General features: G+C 63.3%; 18 protein-coding genes and 1 other RNA gene. 10 read left to right on the top strand and 9 right to left on the bottom strand.

Annotated features, from left to right (window positions below; all coding sequences use genetic code 11):
• Positions 1-20: 20 nt before the first annotated feature.
• The 3 genes from ssrA to Q0L30_RS25765 all read left to right on the top strand — a co-directional run bounded on the left by ssrA (position 21) and on the right by Q0L30_RS25765 (position 1,848).
• Positions 21-389, top strand: a transfer-messenger RNA (tmRNA) gene (ssrA, locus tag Q0L30_RS05850).
• Between the two features lie 197 nt (positions 390-586).
• Entirely contained in the window at positions 587-1,330 is a 744-nt protein-coding gene (locus Q0L30_RS25760; protein ID WP_367277779.1) for a tyrosine-type recombinase/integrase, read from the top strand.
• Entirely contained in the window at positions 1,327-1,848 is a 522-nt protein-coding gene (locus Q0L30_RS25765; protein WP_367277780.1) for a tyrosine-type recombinase/integrase, read from the top strand. Before Q0L30_RS25760 ends, Q0L30_RS25765 begins: the two co-directional genes overlap by 4 nt.
• A gap of 264 nt (positions 1,849-2,112) precedes the next feature.
• Here the strand turns inward: Q0L30_RS25765 and Q0L30_RS05860 are convergent, their stop codons facing one another.
• On the bottom strand, positions 2,113-2,535 hold the full coding sequence (locus Q0L30_RS05860; protein WP_296652477.1) for a cupin domain-containing protein: 423 nt from the start codon (positions 2,533-2,535) through the stop codon (positions 2,113-2,115).
• Between the two features lie 67 nt (positions 2,536-2,602).
• Between Q0L30_RS05860 and Q0L30_RS05865 the strand changes: the two genes are divergently transcribed.
• On the top strand, positions 2,603-3,415 hold the full coding sequence (locus Q0L30_RS05865; RefSeq protein WP_296652479.1) for a helix-turn-helix transcriptional regulator: 813 nt from the start codon (positions 2,603-2,605) through the stop codon (positions 3,413-3,415).
• A 7-nt stretch (positions 3,416-3,422) separates the two neighbouring features.
• On the opposite strand, the gene Q0L30_RS05870 is transcribed toward Q0L30_RS05865, so the two are convergent.
• Positions 3,423-3,884: a GNAT family N-acetyltransferase gene (locus Q0L30_RS05870; protein ID WP_296652481.1), complete on the bottom strand. Its 462-nt coding sequence runs from the start codon at positions 3,882-3,884 to the stop codon at positions 3,423-3,425.
• Positions 3,885-3,916: 32 nt separating this feature from the next.
• Positions 3,917-4,747, bottom strand: a complete 831-nt coding sequence (locus Q0L30_RS05875) for a GNAT family protein (protein WP_296652482.1) — start codon at positions 4,745-4,747, stop codon at positions 3,917-3,919.
• On the opposite strand from Q0L30_RS05875, the gene Q0L30_RS05880 reads away from it, so the two are divergent.
• Positions 4,715-6,277, top strand: coding sequence for a PLP-dependent aminotransferase family protein (locus Q0L30_RS05880; protein WP_296652484.1), 1,563 nt, complete (start codon positions 4,715-4,717; stop codon positions 6,275-6,277). The two genes, Q0L30_RS05875 and Q0L30_RS05880, sit on opposite strands and share 33 nt — an antisense overlap.
• 376 nt (positions 6,278-6,653) lie before the next feature.
• Here Q0L30_RS05880 and Q0L30_RS05885 read toward each other — a convergent pair whose 3' ends face one another.
• Complete coding sequence (locus Q0L30_RS05885) at positions 6,654-6,920, bottom strand: hypothetical protein (protein ID WP_296652486.1); 267 nt, start codon at positions 6,918-6,920, stop codon at positions 6,654-6,656.
• Positions 6,921-7,023: 103 nt separating this feature from the next.
• Positions 7,024-8,109 (bottom strand): substrate-binding domain-containing protein, encoded by a 1,086-nt coding sequence (locus Q0L30_RS05890; RefSeq protein WP_296652488.1) that lies wholly within the window; start codon positions 8,107-8,109, stop codon positions 7,024-7,026.
• A 131-nt stretch (positions 8,110-8,240) separates the two neighbouring features.
• Between Q0L30_RS05890 and Q0L30_RS05895 the strand changes: the two genes are divergently transcribed.
• Genes Q0L30_RS05895 through Q0L30_RS05910 form a run of 4 tightly spaced genes read left to right on the top strand, consistent with a single transcriptional unit; the run spans position 8,241 to position 13,532 of the window.
• The gene (locus tag Q0L30_RS05895; RefSeq protein WP_296652489.1) at positions 8,241-8,768 is read left to right on the top strand and encodes an NAD(P)H-dependent oxidoreductase subunit E; all 528 of its coding nucleotides are present in this window, start codon (positions 8,241-8,243) and stop codon (positions 8,766-8,768) included.
• Entirely contained in the window at positions 8,765-10,330 is a 1,566-nt protein-coding gene (locus Q0L30_RS05900; RefSeq protein ID WP_296652491.1) for an NADH-quinone oxidoreductase subunit NuoF, read from the top strand. The genes Q0L30_RS05895 and Q0L30_RS05900 overlap by 4 nt, the downstream gene beginning before the upstream one ends.
• 15 nt (positions 10,331-10,345) lie before the next feature.
• On the top strand, positions 10,346-13,285 hold the full coding sequence (gene fdhF / locus Q0L30_RS05905) for a formate dehydrogenase subunit alpha (RefSeq protein ID WP_296652493.1): 2,940 nt from the start codon (positions 10,346-10,348) through the stop codon (positions 13,283-13,285).
• Between the two features lie 4 nt (positions 13,286-13,289).
• On the top strand, positions 13,290-13,532 hold the full coding sequence (locus tag Q0L30_RS05910; protein WP_296652495.1) for a formate dehydrogenase subunit delta: 243 nt from the start codon (positions 13,290-13,292) through the stop codon (positions 13,530-13,532).
• Positions 13,533-13,678: 146 nt separating this feature from the next.
• Here Q0L30_RS05910 and Q0L30_RS05915 read toward each other — a convergent pair whose 3' ends face one another.
• From Q0L30_RS05915 to Q0L30_RS05925, 3 genes are all read right to left on the bottom strand, one after another.
• Positions 13,679-15,379: an FAD-dependent monooxygenase gene (locus Q0L30_RS05915; RefSeq protein ID WP_296652497.1), complete on the bottom strand. Its 1,701-nt coding sequence runs from the start codon at positions 15,377-15,379 to the stop codon at positions 13,679-13,681.
• Between the two features lie 112 nt (positions 15,380-15,491).
• Entirely contained in the window at positions 15,492-16,679 is a 1,188-nt protein-coding gene (locus Q0L30_RS05920; RefSeq protein ID WP_296652499.1) for a cation diffusion facilitator family transporter, read from the bottom strand.
• On the bottom strand, positions 16,679-16,999 hold the full coding sequence (locus Q0L30_RS05925; RefSeq protein WP_296652502.1) for a helix-turn-helix transcriptional regulator: 321 nt from the start codon (positions 16,997-16,999) through the stop codon (positions 16,679-16,681). The genes Q0L30_RS05920 and Q0L30_RS05925 overlap by 1 nt, the downstream gene beginning before the upstream one ends.
• 132 nt (positions 17,000-17,131) lie before the next feature.
• Between Q0L30_RS05925 and Q0L30_RS05930 the strand changes: the two genes are divergently transcribed.
• On the top strand, positions 17,132-19,015 hold the full coding sequence (locus Q0L30_RS05930) for a tetratricopeptide repeat protein (protein ID WP_296652505.1): 1,884 nt from the start codon (positions 17,132-17,134) through the stop codon (positions 19,013-19,015).
• A 120-nt stretch (positions 19,016-19,135) separates the two neighbouring features.
• On the opposite strand, the gene Q0L30_RS05935 is transcribed toward Q0L30_RS05930, so the two are convergent.
• Positions 19,136-20,431: an MFS transporter gene (locus Q0L30_RS05935; RefSeq protein ID WP_296652510.1), complete on the bottom strand. Its 1,296-nt coding sequence runs from the start codon at positions 20,429-20,431 to the stop codon at positions 19,136-19,138.
• Between the last annotated feature and the right edge of the window lie 285 nt (positions 20,432-20,716).

Genomic DNA, 20,716 nt, shown 5'->3' on the forward strand with positions numbered 1-20,716 from the left:
GGATAATTGCCACTTCCTCTGGGGCCGACCTGGTTTCGACAGGGGTTATGAAGCAGTCAGGGCATGCCGAGGACCCGTCACCTCGTTAATCAATGGGAAAAACGTAACTGCAAACGACGATACGTTCGCACTGGCAGCCTAAGGCCGCCGTCCTCTGCCTGGCTCACTGACGGGTCAGCGTCGCAAGACCGGTAGCAATACCGCCAGAGGTCATTTACGTCAGTTAAGCTTTGTCGGCGTCACGACGCCAAAGTCGAAAATTTAGTGAATCGCCATAGCGCAGCGTGTTCGTCCGCGTCGCTACGGTTAAATCAAATGACAGAACTACGCATGTAGAACTGGGTGTGGACTGCCTTTGGACGCGGGTTCGATTCCCGCCGGCTCCACCAACACCTCTTCCGCGAACATCCGAGGAAGTCCCGAAACCCGTGACAGCTAAGGCTTCGCGGGTTTTTCTTTGGCCGTGTTGGTCTATACTTTTCCGCGTGATTCCGGTGGTACCTGGGGGTACAACCGGAGGTACAAGTGGGTATCGAAAATGACGGTACCCCCACTCCCCTGAAATCCAGATTGGGAGAGGCTCGCCATGCCGCTGACCGATATCGAGGTGAGGAAAAGTGGACCGCACGGCAAGATCTACCGGGTCAGGGACGGCGGCGGGATGTTTCTCGAAGTTCGGCCGAATGGCTCGAAATATTGGCGACTGAAATATAGGTTTGGCGGCAAGGAGAAACTTCTTGCTCCCGGCACCTACCCCGCCGTTACTCTGAAAGAGGCGCGCGGGAAACGTGAGGCAGCGAAGAAAAAAATCGCGGACGGTATTGACCCCAGCGCAGCCAAGCAAGCAGAAAAGCGCACCCGGCAACTGAACACCGAAAATTCCTTCGAGGCGATCGCCCGCGAGTGGCATAGGAAATTTTCGACCAGCCTGTCCGACTCACACGCGGCGCGTAACTTACGGCGCCTCGAGGTGCGTGTGTTTCCTCATATCGGCGGCCAACCGATCGGCGATGTCGAACCGCTTGATGTCCTGCCAGTCCTCCAGCGTATCGAAAAAACGGGACACATAGAGACAGCGCATCGGTACGCTCGATCATCGGGCAAGTCATGCGATATGCCGTCGCTACCGGTCGCGCCAAACGCGATGCAACACAAGATTTACGCGGAGCCATCCCGCCGGCACAAGTTCAGCATCTCGCAGCGGTTACCGCTCCGAAACCGCTCCGTGCGTTCTTACGTACGATCCATAGCTATGTCGGATCGCCCACGGTCTGTGCTGCACTCAAGCTCGCACCACTGCTATTCCAACGGCCGACCGAGATGCGATTGAGCAAATGGTCAGAGTTCGACCTGGACCAAGCAACTTGGGAAATACCGTCGGAGCGCATGAAAAGGAGAAAATCGGGCAAGCTGTACGGACCAGCCCATGTCGTCCCTCTTTCGCGGCAAGCGGTAGAAATACTTCTTGAACTTCACAAGTTCACCGGCCACTGCCAACACGTATTTCCAAGTGTGCGCGGCGACGTTCGCCCGATGAGCGACGGCACGCTCAGTGCAGCCTTCCGCTTAATGGGAATCGATTCGGTAGCGGCAGTCCCACATGGCTGGCGGGCAACAGCTCGCACCCTGGCAGTAGAACAGCTTGGATTCCCCGAAGAGATCGTGGAGATGCAACTGGCACACACCGTAAAAGATCCGTTGGGGCGTGCCTATAATCGAACGCAATGGCTTGCTCAGCGACGGGAGCTCATGCAACGCTGGGCGGATTATCTTGACGAACTACGGTTAGATAGCACCGGAGTAATGACGAGTACACTCGAAACTATTCGACCCGATGCACCCTACTAATCCGCAGGCAGAGATTCGAATCCCTGACTTCCACCAAATTGACGCAGAGGCCCATGTTCTCAGGAGCACGGACCTTTTACCAATGCTTACGCCATTCGGGCGCAACGCGGCTCGGAAGACGCCGCGCTACTTATGGGGACGGGCAAAGACTTGATGGAGTTCACTGCGTTTCGCACAAAGCGAAATACAGTGACGCCACCTCAACACGTTTAGGAACGGTCGGCAGGTCGTACCAGGTTCGAAATCGACCGCCGCCGCGTGGGTTCAGCCGCGCACAGCAGCCGTCGCGGGAGCGAAAGCGCCTGGAGCATCGACATTGATCACGGTCTCACCGTGCCCCAGGCGAATGAACATGTAACGGACGTCGTTACCACCTTCGAGAATCTGGCAGCGGTGAATAGCACGGCGCGGAAAGTACGCATAATCGCCCTTTCCGATCTCGAAGGATTGCTCACCATTCTCACCAAAATCGACGCGAATTCTTCCCGACAGCATGTACATCACACTGTCGAACTCTTTATGATGGTGCCATTGACTGGGCGCATCGAGTGCAGTAACGTGGCATTCGCCCACCCACAGATTTCCCACCTCCAGCGCCTTTTTCCGATTCTGTCCGGGAGTGATGGGCCCGTCAGTCAGATCACCCTGCTTGACATACCCGATTTCCTTGAAAAGACCTTCGCTCATATCGTTCCCTTATCTCGATTCATGAAGAAGCATCCGACTTGATGCCGTTAGACTGTAATGCTGCAAAATGGGAACAACCTGCCAATTTCTGTCGCCAACAAGACAAGCTGAAATCCGGCCGTTCGAAACCGCGGCCCGACCTACGGTAGGTTTTGCACGCGATTACCCGAACGGCCTAAGTTCTGGATTTCACGTTCACCCACGCGCGCAGTTGCTGTATGCAATCACCGGCATCATGCGAGTAGAAACGAGGCAGGCTCACTATGTCGTGCCACCAACTACCGCCTTGCTACTACCCGCGGACGTGGAACATTCCGTGACGATGGACGGGCCGGTTGCGATGCGAGAGCTGTTTCTTCGCGACGATGTGGCTGATCGGCTGGGCATCGACCCGAAAGTCATTTCGGTTTCGGGTTTGCTGCGTGAGCTGATTGTTGCGGTATGCAACGAACCGGTAGATTGGGAAACAAATGGACGCGCTTATCACCTGTCCGAGCTCGCCATCGATGAAATAGCGCGTTCTTCGCCGTTGCCGCTTGGATTGCGCGTTCCGCAGGATGCGCGCATTCGCCGGGTGATCAATGCCCTGCTCGATAATCCCGGCGATCAACGCGGACTGGATGCGTGGTGCGATGTCGCCAACGCTTCGAGCCGGACGCTAGCAAGGCTATTCAGGAGCGAAACAGGGTTAACCTTCCGCCAATGGCGGCAGCAGGCCAGACTGACGGAAGCACTGCGTGCATTGACGATGGGCGCGACACCATCGAAAGCCGCCGCCCTTGCAGGGTACGACAGCGCGCCCGCGTTCGGCTGCGCGTTTCGGGAAATTTTTGGCATCACGCCTGGCGAGGCGCAGGCGCGCTATTCGCAAGGCGCATAATGATTCGTCAACGGCCTGCCTTATCGAGGCTCAATCGGTACCGCACAAAATCATCCGCCTCGACAAACGTGTCGTAAAGGCGCCGTGCGGGGTTATCCCGGCGAGTATGCCAATAGAGCCTCGACCAGCCGCGCTGTTCGCCGAGCGCGACTAGGTCCTCGATCAGCGCCCGGCCGATGCCATGACCGCGAGACGCGGGATCGACGAACAAGTCTTCGAGATAACAAATGGGTTCGGCGACCCACGTCCCCTCATGCAGCACGCTCGTGCTGAATCCCACGATCTGCCCATCAGATACAGCCACGCGGCCTAGCAGGGACGAGCTAGAATCGAGCAAACGCTGCCACGTCCGCGCCGTCGTTTCCGGCGGCACATTGGCTTCGTAAAACGCGTTATAGCCGCTCCAGAGCCGGTGCCAGTCAGCCGAGTCGATCGGCGCCACATCACGAATATGCACGGTCTCGGACACTGCGCCCCCTCTCTCCGACCAATCTCCCCGATTCATTCGAAACGCTCAAGTGGCTTGCGCTGCGCGCCCTGCTCGTCGAAATTATCGGCCGCGAGCCATGCCTGAAACGCGCGCTTACGCTCGGGCCATTCGCTGTCGACCATCGAATACCAGGCCGTATCGCGAGAACGTCCCTTGTAAACCACAGCCTGACGAAAAATACCCTCGAAACGAAAGCCGAGCCGCGCAGCGGCCTGACGAGACGGCGCATTCAAGCTATCGCACTTCCATTCGTAGCGCCGGTACCCGAGTACGTCGAACACATAGGACATCAGCAGAAACTGGGCTTCGGTCGAGATTGGCGTGCGTTTGAGCTGCGGCGAAAACATCACGTTTCCGACTTCGATCGCGCCATTAGCCGTATCGATGCGCATCAGCGCCAGTGTACCGACGGCCTTACCTGTCTTGCGATCGATCACAGCGTAATGCGCGGGATCCTTGCTCTGTGCGGCGCCTTCCGCATAACGGCGATAGTCGCCGAGATGGACAAACTGCCCCGCCGCCATATACGTCCAGTCCCGGCTATCCGTCGCGACGCTGTAGGCGCCGTACAGATTCTCGGCGTGACATGCGGCGTCGAGTGGCTCCAGCCGGCAATAGGTGCCCTCCAGCACGATGCGCTCCGGCCCGGGACGAGGCGTCCAGCCGGGAAGCGATTCGCCGATCGGCTGCGCATATTCGTTGACCTGAGTGACCATCTCATCTCCGATTTTGTGTGATGACCGAAAAATTGTAGAATTTTCGTGGTCTTCCCAGAAGATCCACGCAACCCGAAATTGATGGTGCCACGCATGGAAATTAAATCCGCCGGATCGCCAGTGCAATCGTCCGGTAGAGATGAATCGGCGTCTCCAATTCTCGATGCGTTACTCGGCGCTACGCTAAGCAGAGAAAAAGGCAGTGAGTCCTTGCAACGGCAACTGCATCGGCAGATCCGTGGCGCGATACTAGGCGGACAATTTCCGTCGGGTAGCAGGCTTCCCGGGTCGAGAATGCTGGCCGTGGCACTCGGCATTTCGCGCAATAGCGTCACCGCCGTCTATGAACAACTGGGCGCCGAAGGTTACGTCGAGTCGGACCGGCAGGGCACTCGGGTGGCGGCCCTTCAACATCCGAGCGCTCAATCCTCGGCCCGCGCTAAAAGCCGACCACCCGATATTGCAGAGCGCAGCCTTCATATCCGAGAGCGGTCGTACAGTGCGCCCGATACACTTGCGCTCCGGCCCGGTGTCCCGGCTCTTGCACGCTTTCCGATCGGCGCCTGGAAGAACTGCCTCGACCGCGTCATTCAACGCGCAGGCACCGATTTGCTCGGGTACGGCGATCCGCTCGGCGAAATGCCCTTGCGTACGGCAATCATGCGGCATCTCGCGATTTCGCGTGGAGTGCGCTGCGAACCGGAACAGGTTGTCATTACGGAAGGTGCGCAGGAAGCGCTAGCGCTATGCGTCCGACTGGTGACGAATCCGGGCGATATCGCCTGGGTGGAAGACCCGGGCTATCGGGGCGCGCAGGCAGCGCTGGCGTGCGGCGATCTGAAGATGGTTCCCATATCTGTCGATGCGGAGGGTTTGCGGGTTAGCGCGCAAGCCTGGAAACAGCAATGTCCGCGACTTATCTACGCCACGCCGTCCCATCAATATCCGACCGGCGCCGTGCTGTCGGCAGCGCGCCGGTTGAAGCTGATCCGCGAGGCGCAAGCCCACGGCGCATGGATCATTGAAGACGACTACGACAGCGAGTTCCGTCACGCGGGCGCGCCCATCGGCGCCATGCAGGGCATGGTTGCGCAGGCGCCGGTGCTTTATGTCGGGACTTTCAGCAAGACCTTGTTTCCCGCGCTAAGAACCGGTTTTCTCGTGCTTCCGGAAACGCTGATCGATACCGTCGCACCAGTACTGCGGGCGACATTGCGCGGCGGACATCGGCATGAACAGCTTGCCTTGGCCAACTTTATCGAAAGCGGGCAATTCGGGCGGCACCTCGGACGCATGCGCCGACTCTACAGAAAGCGGCAAGCATTGCTGCGGGAAGCACTGCACGACTACCTCGACGTTCCCCACACTGTCATGGGCGGTGAAAGCGGCATGCATCTCACGATCCGCCTTTCGGAGGATTATCCCGATCAGCGCATTGTTGAATCGGCCCAGTCGTTCGGTATAGCGCCTGCACCGTTGTCGCAATTCTTTCTTGGTCCATCACATGCTGATAACGGACTTGTACTTGGTTATGGCAACACGTCGGAATCAACGTTTGTACCATTGATTCAGCGGCTGAATCAGGTCATTTTATGGGGAGCAGACTCGAACAAAACCGACCATAAATCTGTATCCAGGAGGCGCCGAAAAGAGTAATCCGAACACCCGCTGGACGCCGGTGCGATTTCCGCTCCCAGCCGAAAGTTCCGGGGGTACATTTGGGGGTACATTTTTGGCGGAAAACTTCATTTAGGCCTGATATGACGAGCCTTGTCGCTTATTACGATTCCCGCCGGGCCCACCAATTCGTGCCGCAAGTTGTTGCTCCAAAAAACTTGCGGCAGTTGTCGCGGTAGCATCCCCACTGCTACTTCCGCTCAAGCCCCCTTTGTGAATTCCCCTCGGCCATCACCCTGCCGCGGCCGGAATCCGCCTCCCCAAACAAAAAGCTCGCGACGGCCCTTTCGGGCTTCGCGAGCTTTTCGTTCTGCACGCCGGGAACCTCGTTCCCGGTACGCAAGCGCTCAACGCATCATTGGTCCTGCGGGCACTGCAGATTACAGCCGTTCGGATCACCCATATCACCCTGGCGGCGCCGGGCCGAGGGCTTCCCATGCTGGTATTTGTTGTCCGGCGCCGAAGCCGCAAACTGCAGTTGAGGATGTGCCTGAAGTTTGAACTCGTCGTTGAGGATGCCGCCTGGCACGCCCGGCGAATTCTGGGCGAAAGCGATCGAAACGGTGGCAAACAGGGCACCCGCAGTTGCTGCTGCGGCACAAACATTAAGCACGAATTTCATGGTCGATTGGCGCGTTGGACGCGCGTCTGAAACGGAAAGCAAGACTCGCTCGAAGGTATCACAAAATGCGCCGCTCACAGCAGCGCAGACAGATTGCGTCGTATTACAGCGCCAGATGCCGGCCCGCCCACCCGTCGGCGAGTTCCACGACCTCGCCGCATTCAGCCGGATCGTAGCCAGCGAGACGCGCAACGACTTCTTTGAACGCATCGCCGCGCAGCCGATTCAGCACGGAAACCAGCGGCTCCCGTTCGAGCTGCGTGCGATCGCAGGCGAAATAATAATCTTCGTCGGCGATCGGGACAAAATCGAGCCCGAAATGGTGCGCCGCCGGCTCCACGCCAAAACCGACGTCAGCCATCCCGCTCGCGACGAATGCCGCGATCGCCGAGTGCGTCAACTCGGCGCTGGCATAGCCATTCACGCGCTCGGGATCGACGCCGATTCGCGTCAGCAGCAAGTCGATCAACAGCCGCGTGCCCGAGCCCGGCTGCCGGTTCACAAAGCGGATATCGGGGCGCGCGAGGTCCGCGAGCCCGGCAATCCGCTTCGGGTTGCCGCGTCCGACGAACAGCCCCTGCTTGCGGCGCGTCAGGTGAATGAACACATGGCGCTGCGGATCGAGCGAGCTTCGGTACGCATCGGCGCATGCCGACCGGAATTCGCCGAGCGGCAGATGAAAGCCCGCCAGGTCGCACTCGCCGCGTGCGAGCGCCGTAATCGCATCGACACTGTCGCGGTACTTGATCTCCACCGGCACCTGATCGGCGACGAGCGCCGTGACCATCGACGCCACCGCATAACCATGCGACGCATGAATGCGCAGATTCTGCGCGTTCGGCGCAAGCCAGCGGTTGAGATCACTCGCCACCTCGCTCGCAAGCGCCTGGAGATTGCCCTGCAAGCGCTCGCCGCAAAGTCGTTGTGAGCGCAACACGGCTTCGCCGAGTTCCGAGAGCACGGAGCCGCGTCCGCGCGATTTGGCGATCAGCGCGCCCCCTAGCCGAGCTTCGACTTCGCGCAGCAACCCCCATGCATGCCGATAGGACAAACCCCTACGCTGCGCGGCCTGCGCAATGCTGCCCTCCTCGGCGACCAGCGTAAGCAAGGGCACAACGTCCGTCAGGCTTGCCTCGCGGCCATCCGCATCCCGCACGAGCAACTGCGCCTGGCACTCGACTTTGATCATTATGAAATCTCTCTTCCTATTGCGAAACGCATCACACCGGCCTATCGTTCACCGAAACTACGAAGCAACCGCAGGATAAATGCACAGTTTATGAATAACAAGTGCATATATGCCCCAGGAGGATCCCCGCTTTGGACAACTCGACAGTGAACGCACCGGATGATCTCGTGCACCGGCACGCGCAACCAGGACGCACGCTGCTCGCGATCCTGCACGCGATTCAAGACGAAACCGGCTTCGTGCCGCCTGAAACCGTTGTGCCGCTTGCGAAGGCGCTAAACCTCTCGCGCGCGGAAGTGCACGGCGTGCTCAGCTACTACCACCACTTCCGCACTACGCCGCCAGCGGCCGTGACCGTCCAGCTCTGTCGCGCCGAGTCGTGCCGCAGCATGGGCAGCGAGGCGCTCGCGCAGCACATCGAATCGCACACGGGATGCTGTTTCTCGCAACAGCATGGCCACGATCACGAGCACGCTCAGGAAGCATCCGGGCCGCTCGCGCTGGAATCGGTCTATTGCCTCGGCCAGTGCGCCCTCTCGCCTGCCATGACGATCAACGGCACGCTGCACGCGAAAGTGACGCCGCAGAAGTTCGACGCACTGCTCGCCGCCGCCGTGGCCCGAAGTGACGACAACGACAGCACCGAGGAGGCGGCATGACGCGCATCTACGTTCCCCGCGACTCGTCGGCGCTCGCGCTCGGCGCCGACGCCATCGCGCGTGCCATCACCACCGAAGCCGCCGCGCGCAGCATCGACATCGAAGTCGTACGCAACGGCTCGCGCGGCCTGCTCTATCTCGAACCGCTCGTCGAAGTGGAGACGGCCGAAGGCCGCGTCGGCTATGCCAACGTCGAGCCCGAAGACATCGCCAGTCTCTTCGACGCTGGTTTCGTGGAAGGTGCGCCGCACGCGCGCAGCGTCGGGCTCGTCGAACAGATTCCGTATCTGCGCAAGCAGCAGCGGCTCACGTTCGCGCGCATCGGCATCACCGACCCGCTGTCCACCGCCGATTACCTCGCGCACGGCGGCCTCGACGGGCTGCGCAACGCGCTCGCGATGACCGGCGCCGCAGCCTGCGAGGCGCTGATCCACTCCGGCCTGCGCGGCCGCGGCGGCGCGGCGTTCCCCGCCGGCATCAAGTGGCGCACGGTCGCGACCGCGCAAGCCGACCAGAAGTACATCGTCTGCAACGCCGACGAAGGCGACTCGGGCACGTTCTCCGACCGCCTCATCATGGAAAGCGATCCGTACGTGCTGATCGAGGGCATGACGATCGCGGGCATCGCGGTCGGCGCAACCGTCGGCTATATCTACGTGCGCAGCGAGTACCCGCATTCGATTGCGGCGCTCGAAGCCGCGATCCGCCGCGCGCGCGCAGCGGGATGGCTCGGCGACGACGTGCTCGGCAGCGGCAGGCAGTTCGATCTCTTCGTCGCGAAGGGCGCGGGCGCGTACGTGTGCGGCGAGGAAACGGCGCTGCTCGAATCGCTCGAAGGCAAGCGCGGCATCGTGCGCGCGAAGCCGCCGTTGCCCGCGCTCGCCGGTCTCTACGGCAAGCCGACCGTCATCAACAACGTCATCACCCTCGCCACGGTGCCGATCATCTTCGCGAAGGGCGCCTCGTACTACAAGGACTTCGGCATGGGCCGCTCGCGCGGCACGCTGCCGTTCCAGCTCGCGGGCAACATCGCGCGCGGCGGGCTCGTCGAGCTCGCGTTCGGCGTGACGCTGCGCGAACTCATGTACGACTACGGCGGCGGCACCGCGAGCGGACGCCCCGCACGCGCCGTCCAGGTGGGCGGCCCGCTCGGCACCTATCTGCCCGAAAGCCAGTGGGACATTCCGCTCGACTACGAAGCGTATGCCGCAGTCGGCGCCGTGGTGGGCCATGGCGGGCTCGTCGTTCACGACGACACGTCCAGTCTCGCCGAACTCGCGCAATACGCGATGGAGTTCTGCGCGATCGAATCGTGCGGCAAGTGCACGCCGTGCCGCATCGGCTCGACGCGCGGCGTCGAAGTGATCGCGAAGATCCGCAACGGCGACACCTCGGAAAAACAGGTCACGCTGCTGCGCGATCTGTGCGACACGATGGTCTGCGGCTCGCTCTGCGCGATGGGCGGCATGACGCCTTACCCGGTGCTCTCGGCACTGAACCACTTTCCCGAAGATTTCGGTCTCGAACCTGTCCAGCCGTCCGCTCGCGCGGCGACTGCCTGAACGAGGAGCCACTCCATGTCCGACGCGCTCAAATCCAACGCCGGCTGCGGCTCCGGCAATTGCAGCTGCAAATCTCAGGCGATGAAACAACGCCCGCCGTTCGACGACACCGATTACGGCACGCCCGAGCGTCATTCCGACATCGACGTGACGCTCGAAATCGACGGCCAGTGCGTGACGGTGCCCGCGGGCACGTCCGTCATGCGCGCCGCCGTCGAGGCAGGCGTGAATGTGCCGAAGCTCTGCGCCACCGATACGCTCGAACCCTTCGGCTCGTGCCGTCTGTGTCTCGTCGAGATCGAGGGGCGGCGCGGCTATCCGGCTTCGTGCACGACGCCCGTCGAAGCGGGCATGAAAGTGCGCACGCAAAGCGATCGCCTCCAGGATCTGCGCCGCAACGTGATGGAGCTGTATATCTCCGATCACCCGCTCGACTGTCTCACCTGCCCCGCCAACGGCGACTGCGAACTGCAGGACATGGCCGGCGTGACGGGCCTGCGCGAAGTGCGCTACGGCTTCGACGGCGTCAACCACCTCAAGGACAAGAAGGACGAGTCGAATCCGTACTTCACCTACGATCCGTCGAAGTGCATCGTCTGCAACCGCTGCGTGCGCGCATGCGAGGAAACGCAGGGCACGTTCGCGCTGACGATCTCGGGCCGCGGCTTCGATTCGCGCGTCGCGGCGGGCATGAGCGAGCCGTTCATGGATTCGGAATGCGTGTCGTGCGGTGCGTGCGTGGCCGCCTGCCCGACCGCGACGCTGCAGGAAAAGACCGTCGTGATGCTCGGCCAGCCCGAGCACTCGGTCATCACGACCTGCGCCTATTGCGGCGTGGGCTGCGCGTTCAAGGCCGAGATGAAGGGCAACCAGGTCGTGCGCATGGTGCCGCACAGGAACGGCCAGGCGAACGAAGGGCACGCGTGCGTGAAGGGCCGCTTCGCGTGGGGCTACGCGACGCACAAGGACCGCATCAAGAAGCCGATGATTCGCGCGAAGATCACCGATCCGTGGCGCGAAGTGAGCTGGGACGAAGCGATCCAGTACGCCGCGAGCGAGTTCCGCCGCATTCAGGACAAGTACGGCCGCGACTCGATCGGCGGCATTACGTCATCGCGCTGCACGAACGAGGAAACCTATCTCGTGCAGAAGCTCGTGCGCGCCGCGTTCGGCAACAACAACGTCGATACCTGTGCGCGCGTGTGCCACTCGCCGACCGGCTACGGCCTGAAAACGACGATCGGCGAATCGGCCGGCACGCAGACGTTCGCGTCCATCGACCACTCCGACGTCATCGTGGTGATCGGTGCGAATCCGACCGACGGCCATCCGGTATTCGGCTCGCGCCTGAAGCGCCGCGTGCGCGAGGGCGCCAAACTGATCGTCGTGGATCCGCGCCGCATCGACATCGTCGATACCCCGCACGTCAAGGCCACGCATCACCTGCAACTGCGCCCGGGCACCAACGTCGCCATCGTCAACGCACTCGCGCACGTGATCGTCACCGAGGGGCTCGTCAACGAAGCGTTTGTCGCCGAGCGTTGCGAAACGCCCGCCTTCGAGCAATGGCGCGATTTCGTCACGCTGCCCGAAAACGCGCCGGAGGCGACCGAAGCGCTTACCGGCGTGCCCGCGAAAAGCGTGCGCGAAGCGGCGCGTCTGTACGCAAAAGGCGGTAACGCCGCGATCTATTACGGCCTCGGCGTCACGGAACACGCGCAAGGCTCGACGATGGTGATGGGCATCGCGAACCTCGCGATGGTGACCGGCAACATCGGTCGCGAAGGCGTGGGCGTGAATCCGCTGCGCGGCCAGAACAACGTGCAGGGCTCGTGCGACATGGGTTCGTTCCCGCACGAACTGCCGGGCTATCGCCATGTGGGCGACGTCGCCACGCGCAGCCTCTTCGAGGACGCATGGAACGTCGCGCTGCAGGCCGAGCCGGGGCTGCGCCTGCCGAACATGTTCGAAGCGGCGCTCGACGGCACCTTCATGGGCCTTTACTGCCAGGGCGAGGACATCGTCCAGTCGGACCCGAATACGCAGCATGTCACGGCCGCGCTGTCGTCGATGGAATGCATCGTCGTGCAGGACATCTTCCTGAACGAGACGGCCAAGTATGCGCACGTCCTGCTGCCCGGTTCGTCGTTCCTCGAAAAGGACGGCACGTTCACCAACGCCGAACGCCGCATCTCGCGCGTGCGCAAGGTGATGCCGCCGCTCGGCGGTTACGCCGACTGGGAAGTCACGATCCTGCTCTCGCGCGCGCTCGGCTACGAGATGAACTACACGCATCCGTCGCAGATCATGGACGAGATCGCGCGCCTCACGCCGACGTTCCACGGCGTCTCGTACGCGCGGCTCGAGGAACTCGGCAGCATCCAGTGGCCGTGCAACGAAGCCGCACCCGACGGCACGCCGATCATGCACGTCGACGAATTCGTGCGCGGCAAGGGCAAGTTCGTGATCACGAAGTTCATCGCGACGCCGGAGAAGGTCACGCGGCGCTATCCGCTGCTGCTCACCACGGGCCGCATCCTCTCGCAGTACAACGTGGGCGCGCAGACACGGCGCACCGACAACTCGCGCTGGCACGAAGAGGACCGGCTCGAAATCCATCCGGTCGACGCCGAAGATCGCGGCATTCGCGACGGCGACTGGGTCGGCATCGAATCGCGCGCGGGGCACACCGTGCAGCGTGCGAAGGTCAGTACGCGCATGCAGCCGGGCGTGGTCTACACGACGTTCCACTTCCCCGAATCGGGCGCGAACGTCATCACGACCGAGTCGTCCGACTGGGCCACCAACTGCCCCGAGTACAAGGTGACCGCGGTGCAGGTGAGCCACGTGCAGCAGCCGTCGGAGTGGCAGCGCGCGTACGCGCGCTTCAACGCCGAGCAGCTCGAACTGCACCGCTCGCGCGAAAGCAATACTGTTACGACCTCTGGAAAATGAAGCGATGAAAGCAGACCTTCTTGTTGATATGGCCAACCAGATCGGCATGTTCTTCGACTCGCTGCCCGATCGCGAGGAGGCGCTCAAAGGCATTGCGGAGCACATCCGCCGCTTCTGGGAACCGCGCATGCGCCGGGTGCTGCTCGCCGAACTCGACGGCGGCGCGGAGGCAGCCGGGCTCACGGAGATCGTGTTCGTCGCGTTGACGAAGTATCGCGAATCGCTGACACCCGCTGCAGTGGGCTAAAGCGCGGGCTGAAAACACGCGCGGCTGAACTGCCGAAAGCATGACGATGAGTGGCGCGCACGGGCAGTTTGCCGTGCGCGCCATTTGCTATTGGTGTTGTGCTGCGGTTGGTGTTGTGCTGCGGTTCCTGCGCTGCGGTGCAGCGCTCACTCCCGCTCGACGCTTACCGGCTGGACGCCGTTCGCCGCGAACCAGGTCTCGCACAGGCGCAGCACGCCATTGGTATCGGACGACGGCCGCCCGCGCGCGCACAGATATCCATCCGGGCGCACGAGATAGAACGCGGGGCGCGTGCGCCCGTACGACTCGGCGAGCGACGGCGCGCCCTCGCCTTCCGGCGTCGTATCGCCGTTCGGCGCATCGCAGAGCCACCATACGCGCAGCGCCTGCGGCAGGATCCGCTCGATTGCCTCCACGAAGTTCTTCAGCGCCTCGGTCGCACGCGCGGCGCTGCCGTTCTGCGTCGCACCGTTCGCCCCGCCCTCCTCCACGAGCAAAAACAGCGAGAAGCTCGCCGGGTCGTGCAGGTCGAAAATGCGCCCTTTGCCGGGCGCCTTCCCGAGCGGTCCGTCGATCACGCGCGCAAGCGCATCGGGTGCGCGTTCGCCCGCGCGCGGGCCGCCGTCCACCATGTGTTCGAGCGTGAGCGGGCTGCGCCGGTACTGAATCGACAGTTCACTCACGGCCTGGCGCGCGGCATCGCGCAACGGGCCGAGCGCGACGAGCGCCGGCATCACGCGCTCGCGCAGCAGCTTCATCGGACCATGGTCCGCTTCCGCGAGCTGCATCATGAAGCTCGTCTGCTGCAGCACGATGCGCTCGATCGGATAGCGTTCGGCGTGATAGGTGTCGAGCAGGCGCTCGGGCGCGCCGCCCGCGAGCACGCGTGCGAGCTTCCAGCCGAGATTGAACGCTTCCTGAATGCCCGTATTCATGCCCTGCGCGCCGGCCGGGCTGTGCACGTGCGCCGCATCGCCCGCGAAGAACACACGCTCCATGCGCAGCTCGCGCACCATGCGGCTGTTCACGCTGAAATACGACGCCCAGTTCATGTCCGCGAGCGAGACGGGATGATGCACGCGCCGCTCGACGATCGCGCGGCATTCTTCGAGCGTCGGCACCGGAATCGCGCCTTCGGGAGCGGCAGGCACCGCGGCCTTGCAATCGGCGATCAGACGCCAGCGGCCTTTGCCAAAAGGAAACAGCGCCGCCAGGCCGTCACCGGATGCGAACACATGGAATTCGTCGTCGGGCCAGGGCGTCTCTGCGGCGACATCGGCAAGCAGGAACGACTGCGCGAACGTCTCGCCGTCGAACTTCATCGCGAGCTTGTGCCGTATCGTGCTGTGCGCGCCGTCCGCGGCAATCAGATAGGCACTGCGTATCGACTCGTTGCGCCCGTTCGCACGCCGCACTTCGGCATTCACGCCCGCCGAACCCTGCGTGAACGTCAGCAATTCGCTGCCACGCTCGACCTCGACGCCGAGAGTCGCGAGATGATCGGTGAGAATGCGCTCGGTGACGGCCTGGTCCAGAAACAGCAAGTACGGATAACGCGTGAGGAGCGGATCGAAATCGAGCCGCGCGCGGCGCAAGCCGTTCGAATAGAGGTTCGCGACGTGGGCGCGATGGCCGAGTTCGAGAAACGGCTCGACGATGCGGTGCTGTTCGAAGAGTTCGAGTGTGCGCGCCTGAATGCCGATGGCGCGAGAGTGACGTCCTGGCTCAGGCGCGCGATCGATCAGGCGGACCGGAATGCGCGCGCGGGCGAGACTCATCGCAGCGGCGAGACCCGTAGGCCCCGCGCCGACGATGAGCACGGGCGGCAAGGAAGAAGCCACGGTCATGCAGACCTCCATGCGGTCGACATGAACCGTAGTGTACGCCCGCCATCCGCGCGCCCATGCTTGCGGCGCATCAATGGGCGGGATAGCCCTGATCAGTGCGGATCAGGGCGGATCAATGCGGATGGGGCGGGTGGTCGAGCGCGCAGCGGTGTCCGGACGTGCCCATATCGACCTGCAGCGTCACGTGCTTCATGCGGTAGTGCTTGCCGAGCGCATGGACGATGCCGTCGAGCACGTCGTCGCCCGGATGGCCCGCGGGCATCACGAGGTGCGCGCTCAGCGCGTTGCCCGTGGTCGAGAGCGCCCAGACGTGCAGATCGTGGACGTCCGTCACGCCGTCCTGCGCCGCGAGGAAGGCATGGATGCGCTCCATGTCGACGCCCTGGGGCACTGCTGCGAGCGCGAGCCGGACCGACTCGCGCAAGAGGCCCCATGTGCCATAGAGGATCACGAGCACGACCAGGATGCTCATGACCGGGTCGATCCAGGTCATGCCGGTGGCGAGGATCACGAGCCCGCTGACGGCAACGGCCGCCGACACGCCCGCATCGGCGGCCATGTGCAGGAACGCGCCGCGGATGTTCAGATCCTCCTTCTGGCCGCGCATGAAGAGCCAGGCGGAGAAACCGTTGACGACCATGCCGATGGTCGCGACGACGAACACGTCGAAGCCCGCCACGGGTGCGGGCGAGATGAGCCGGTCGACGGCCTCCATGATGATCGCGCCGCACGCGACCAGCAGGAGCGCGGCGTTCGCGAGCGAAGCGAGTATCGACGAGCTGCCGAAGCCGAACGTGTAGCGTGCGGATGGCCGGCGCGTGGCGAGCCACGCGGCGCCCCAGGCGAGCAGCAGGCCGAGGACATCGGAGAGATTGTGGCCGGCGTCGGCGAGAAGCGCAGTCGAATGGGCGATGACGCCGTAAATCGCCTGCACGACGACGATCACGACGTTCAGCACGACGGCCAGCGCGAAGGCGCGGCCGTGGCCTACTGCGGGCGTGTGGTGGTGATGGTGGCCGTGGCCGTGCGCGTGGTCGTGCGCGTGGTCGTGCGCGTGGTCGTGCCCGTGATCGCTGTCGTGATCGCTGTCGTGATTCTCATTGTGATCGTGATGCTGGTCGTGGTCGTGGTCATGGTCATGCGGGTGGCCCGCTTCATGCGCGTGCTCAGCTTCATGCGCGTGCCCATGCTGACCGGTGCGATGGGCGGTCTCGCCCGCCTTGTCGTGGTCGAACCACACGGGCGCGTGCTCGTCCTCGCGCTCCTCGGCCACGCCCTGCTGCTTGCGCTCCCCGCTCATCACGCGTGCTCCTGCCAGTCCGCGACCGGCTCCGCAACGTGCTCGAGCATGCCCGCGAGCATCGCGCTGATGTGCGCGTCGGCGGCGGCATAAAACACCTGCTTGCCCTCACGTTCGGCCCGCACGATGCGCGCCGCGCGCAGCAGCCGCAAATGATGGCTCACGAGCGACGGCGAAAGCCCGAGGGCTTCCGCGATCGCACCTACCGCGAGCCGGTCGTGCGCGCACGCGAGCACGATGCGCAAACGCGTGGGGTCGCCAAGCAGACGAAAGAGGTCCGCAAGCGGCGCCACGCGTTCATCGTCGTAAAACGGGGTCATGCATTCCGCCTAAACATGTGAATATGTGTTCACACGTTATATCAACGCGATTTTACCGTCAAGCGTCGGGACGCTCTCCCGAGTATGGGAAAATGCGCCCTTTGGAGCTTTTCGGGTTTTGCCTTTTCGGCCATGGAACAGGATTTTGTCCGCGCGTACGCCGCGCATCGCGACGGCCGACTGGACGACGCCGAGCGCGGCTATCGCGCGACGCTCGCCGCCGATCCCGTGCACGTCGATGCGCTGCACCTGCTCGGCGTGCTGCGGCACCAGCGGGGGCAGCACGCGGAAGCCGCGGATCTCGTCCGGCGTGCGGTCGATCTGCGCCCGGACGACGCCGCACTCCAGCTGAACCTCGGCAACGCGCTGAAGGCGCTCGGCGAAATCGAGGGTGCGATCGAACGTTTTCGCAACGCCCTCACGCTCGCGCCCACCTTCCCGCTCGCGCACTACAACCTCGGTAATGCCTATGCCGCACTCGGTCGTCACGAGGACGCGATGTTCTCGTTCGGCCACGCGGTGCGCCTGCAGCCGGGCGATGCGTCCGCGCACAACAACCTCGGCAACGCATTTCACGCGCTCGGCCGCTACGACGAAGCGATCGACGCGTTCCACCGCACGCTGAAGATCCGTCCGGGGCATGCGGGCGCGCACAACAACCTCGGGATGTCGCTGAACGCGCTCGGAGACACGGCGGACGCACTCGTGCAGTTCCGCGCGGCCCTCGCGGCGCAGCCGCGTTTCGTCGCCGCGCACTTCAACCTCGCGAATACGCTCGACGCCACCGGCCAGCACCATGAAGCGGTCGCCTCGTTCGAGGCCGCGCTCGCGCTGCAGCCGCGTTTCGCGCCCGCACTGTTTGGCCTCGGCAATGCGCTTGCAGCGCTGGGCCGGCACGACGAAGCGGTCGTGCCGCTCGAACGCACGGTCGGCATCGATCCGAAATTCGCGCTTGCATGGCTCGCGCTCGGCACGACGCACCACGCGCTCGGCAATCATGAAGCCGCCGTGCGCGCATTCGACGAAGCCCTGCGCGTGCGCCCCGAACTCGCGGCGGCGCATCTGAATCGCGCGATTGCGTGGCTCACGACCGGCGACTTCCGGCGCGGCTTGCCCGAGTACGAATGGCGTCTCGATCCGTCCGCGTGCGAACCGGCGCAATTCGATGCGCCCCCGGCGCACGTTGCGCCGCCCATGGCGTTGCCGCGCTGGCGCGGCGAACCGCTCGACGGCCGCACGCTGTTCGTCGAAGCCGAACAGGGCTTCGGCGACACGCTGCAGTTCGTGCGTTTCGTGCCGCTCGTCGCCGCGCGCGGTGCGCGCGTCGTGCTGGAAGTACAGCCGCAACTGGTCCCGCTCATCGCGCCCGCCGCCAAAGCCGCGCAGATCACGCTGATCGCCCAGGGCGCGCCGCGCCCCGCCGCCGACCTGCACTGCCCGCTGCTCTCGCTGCCGCTCGCGCTCGGCACGACCTTCAACGACTTGCCCGCACGCACGCCCTACCTGTCGGCGCCCGCGCCGTATCTGCGCAAATGGCGCGGATCGCTTGGCGGCCAGGCGAAGCGCAAGATCGGCATCGCGTGGTCGGGGCGGATCCAGAAGCATGAAAATCGTTCGCTGCCGCTCCATGCGCTCGAACCGCTTTTCGCACTCGAAGGCATCGACTGGATCGTGCTTCAGCCGCAACTGAGCGACGCGGAACGCGCCGCGCTCGACGCGCATCCGTGCGCGCGCTCGATTCACCGCCTCGACAGCAAGATCGCCGATTTCGCCGACACGGCCGCCGTAATTGAACGCCTCGATGCGGTGGTGTCGGTCGATACGTCGATTGCGCACCTCGCGGGCGCACTCGGCGCGAAGCTCTGGCTCATGCTGCCGTTCGCGGCCGACTGGCGCTGGTTCACCGGCACGGACGAAAGTCCGTGGTATCCGCGCGCGCGGCTCGTGCGCCAGCCGCGGCCGGGCGCGTGGACGGAAGTGGTCGTTGCTGTCGCGAACGATTTGCGCGATTCGTGAGCACTGCGCGTCCTTAGGCCCGCGTTGCACGCACAAAAAATGCCTCGCAAGGTACGTCGTAACCTGCGAGGCATTTCGTATTGCAGCGGCAGCGGCGCGCGCGATTGCGCACGAAGCGCATCAAGCCGTCTTGTACTGATTGCGCGCGGCTTCGGTGCGATAGAGCACGAGCGTCGCGATCAGGCCGCAAATAGCGGCAACGCCCATCCACGCGCCCGGCGCCGCCTTGTTGCCGCTCACGTGAATCAGATACGTCGAAATGGCGGGCGTGAAACCGCCGATCGTCGTCGCCAGGCTGTAGGCAAGCGAGAAGCCTGCTGTACGCACGTCGGCGGGCATGACCTCGGTGAGCGCCACGACCATCGCGCCGTTATAGCAGCCGTAAAGGAACGACAGCCACAACTCGACGCTCAGCAGACGGCCGAACGACGGCTCGGCGACTAGCCACTGCACGGCCGGGTACGCCGTGAGGATCGTGAGGACGGTGAAGGTGATCAGCACCGGACGACGGCCGATGCGATCCGACACGGCACCGGACACCGGCAGCCAGAACAGGTTCGACAGACCGATGCAGACCGTGACGATGAGCGTATCGATATCGCTCAGCTTGAGCACTTCCCTGCCGAACGTCGGCGTATAGGCCGTGATCATGTAGAACGACACGGTCGTCATGATGACCATGCCCATGCCGCCGAGCACGATGCCCCAGTTCTGCAGCATGGAGGTCATGATCTCGCCGGTCGACGGACGATGCTTCTTCTTCGCGAACTCTTCGGTTTCCTGCAGCGAGCGGCGGATGATGAAGAGGAACGGCACGATCAGGCAGCCGATGATGAACGGCACGCGCCAGCCCCACGCGGTCATTTCTTCGACGGGCAGAACACGGTGCAGCACCACGCCGAGCAGCGCCGCGAACACGACGGCCACCTGCTGGCTGCCCGACTGCCACGACACATAGAACCCCTTGTTGCCCCTGGTCGCCATCTCGGACAGATAGACCGAAACGCCGCCAAGCTCCACGCCCGCGGAGAAACCTTGCAGCAGCCGTCCGAGCAGGATGAGGATCGGAGCGACGAGGCCGATCGTCGCGTAGCCAGGCACCACCGCGACGGCGAGCGTGCCGAGCGCCATGAGGCCGAGCGTGAGGATCAGGCCTTTGCGACGGCCGTGATGGTCGATATACGCGCCGAGGACGATGGCGCCGAGCGGCCGCACGAGAAAGCCCGCGCCGAACACCGAAAGCGACAGCATCAGCGAAGCGAATGCGCTGTCACTCGGGAAAAAGGTCTTGGCAATCGCCGAGGCGAAATAGCCATAGACCATGAAGTCGTACATTTCCAGAAAGTTGCCGCTCGTGACGCGGAAAACAGTCCGGAATCTGGATTCTTTAGGAGCGACGGGGGACGCGATAGCCATGGTGTTCTCTGCTCTCTGTTCTCTATTGAGGCTTGAGGCGGTCTGCTGCGCCGTGACCGGTCGGACAGACTGCGGAACATGGACTTCTCCGGGGAATGCGGCGCACGCGGATGCCGCCCGGCGGGAAATCATCATCCTGCCCGGTCACACCGCCAGATATCCGGGTTTCCCCTGAGGGCGAAGCGCAATTCACTTCAATATGGATTTCGTCAGTCTATTTCGATTCGTTTTCTTGTCTTGTCGACAGACGCTCAATGCGCGGGCGGGTTGTCGTAGGTCGTCGCG

The sequence above is a fragment of the Paraburkholderia sp. genome, assembly GCF_024281035.1.
Taxonomy (GTDB): domain Bacteria; phylum Pseudomonadota; class Gammaproteobacteria; order Burkholderiales; family Burkholderiaceae; genus Paraburkholderia.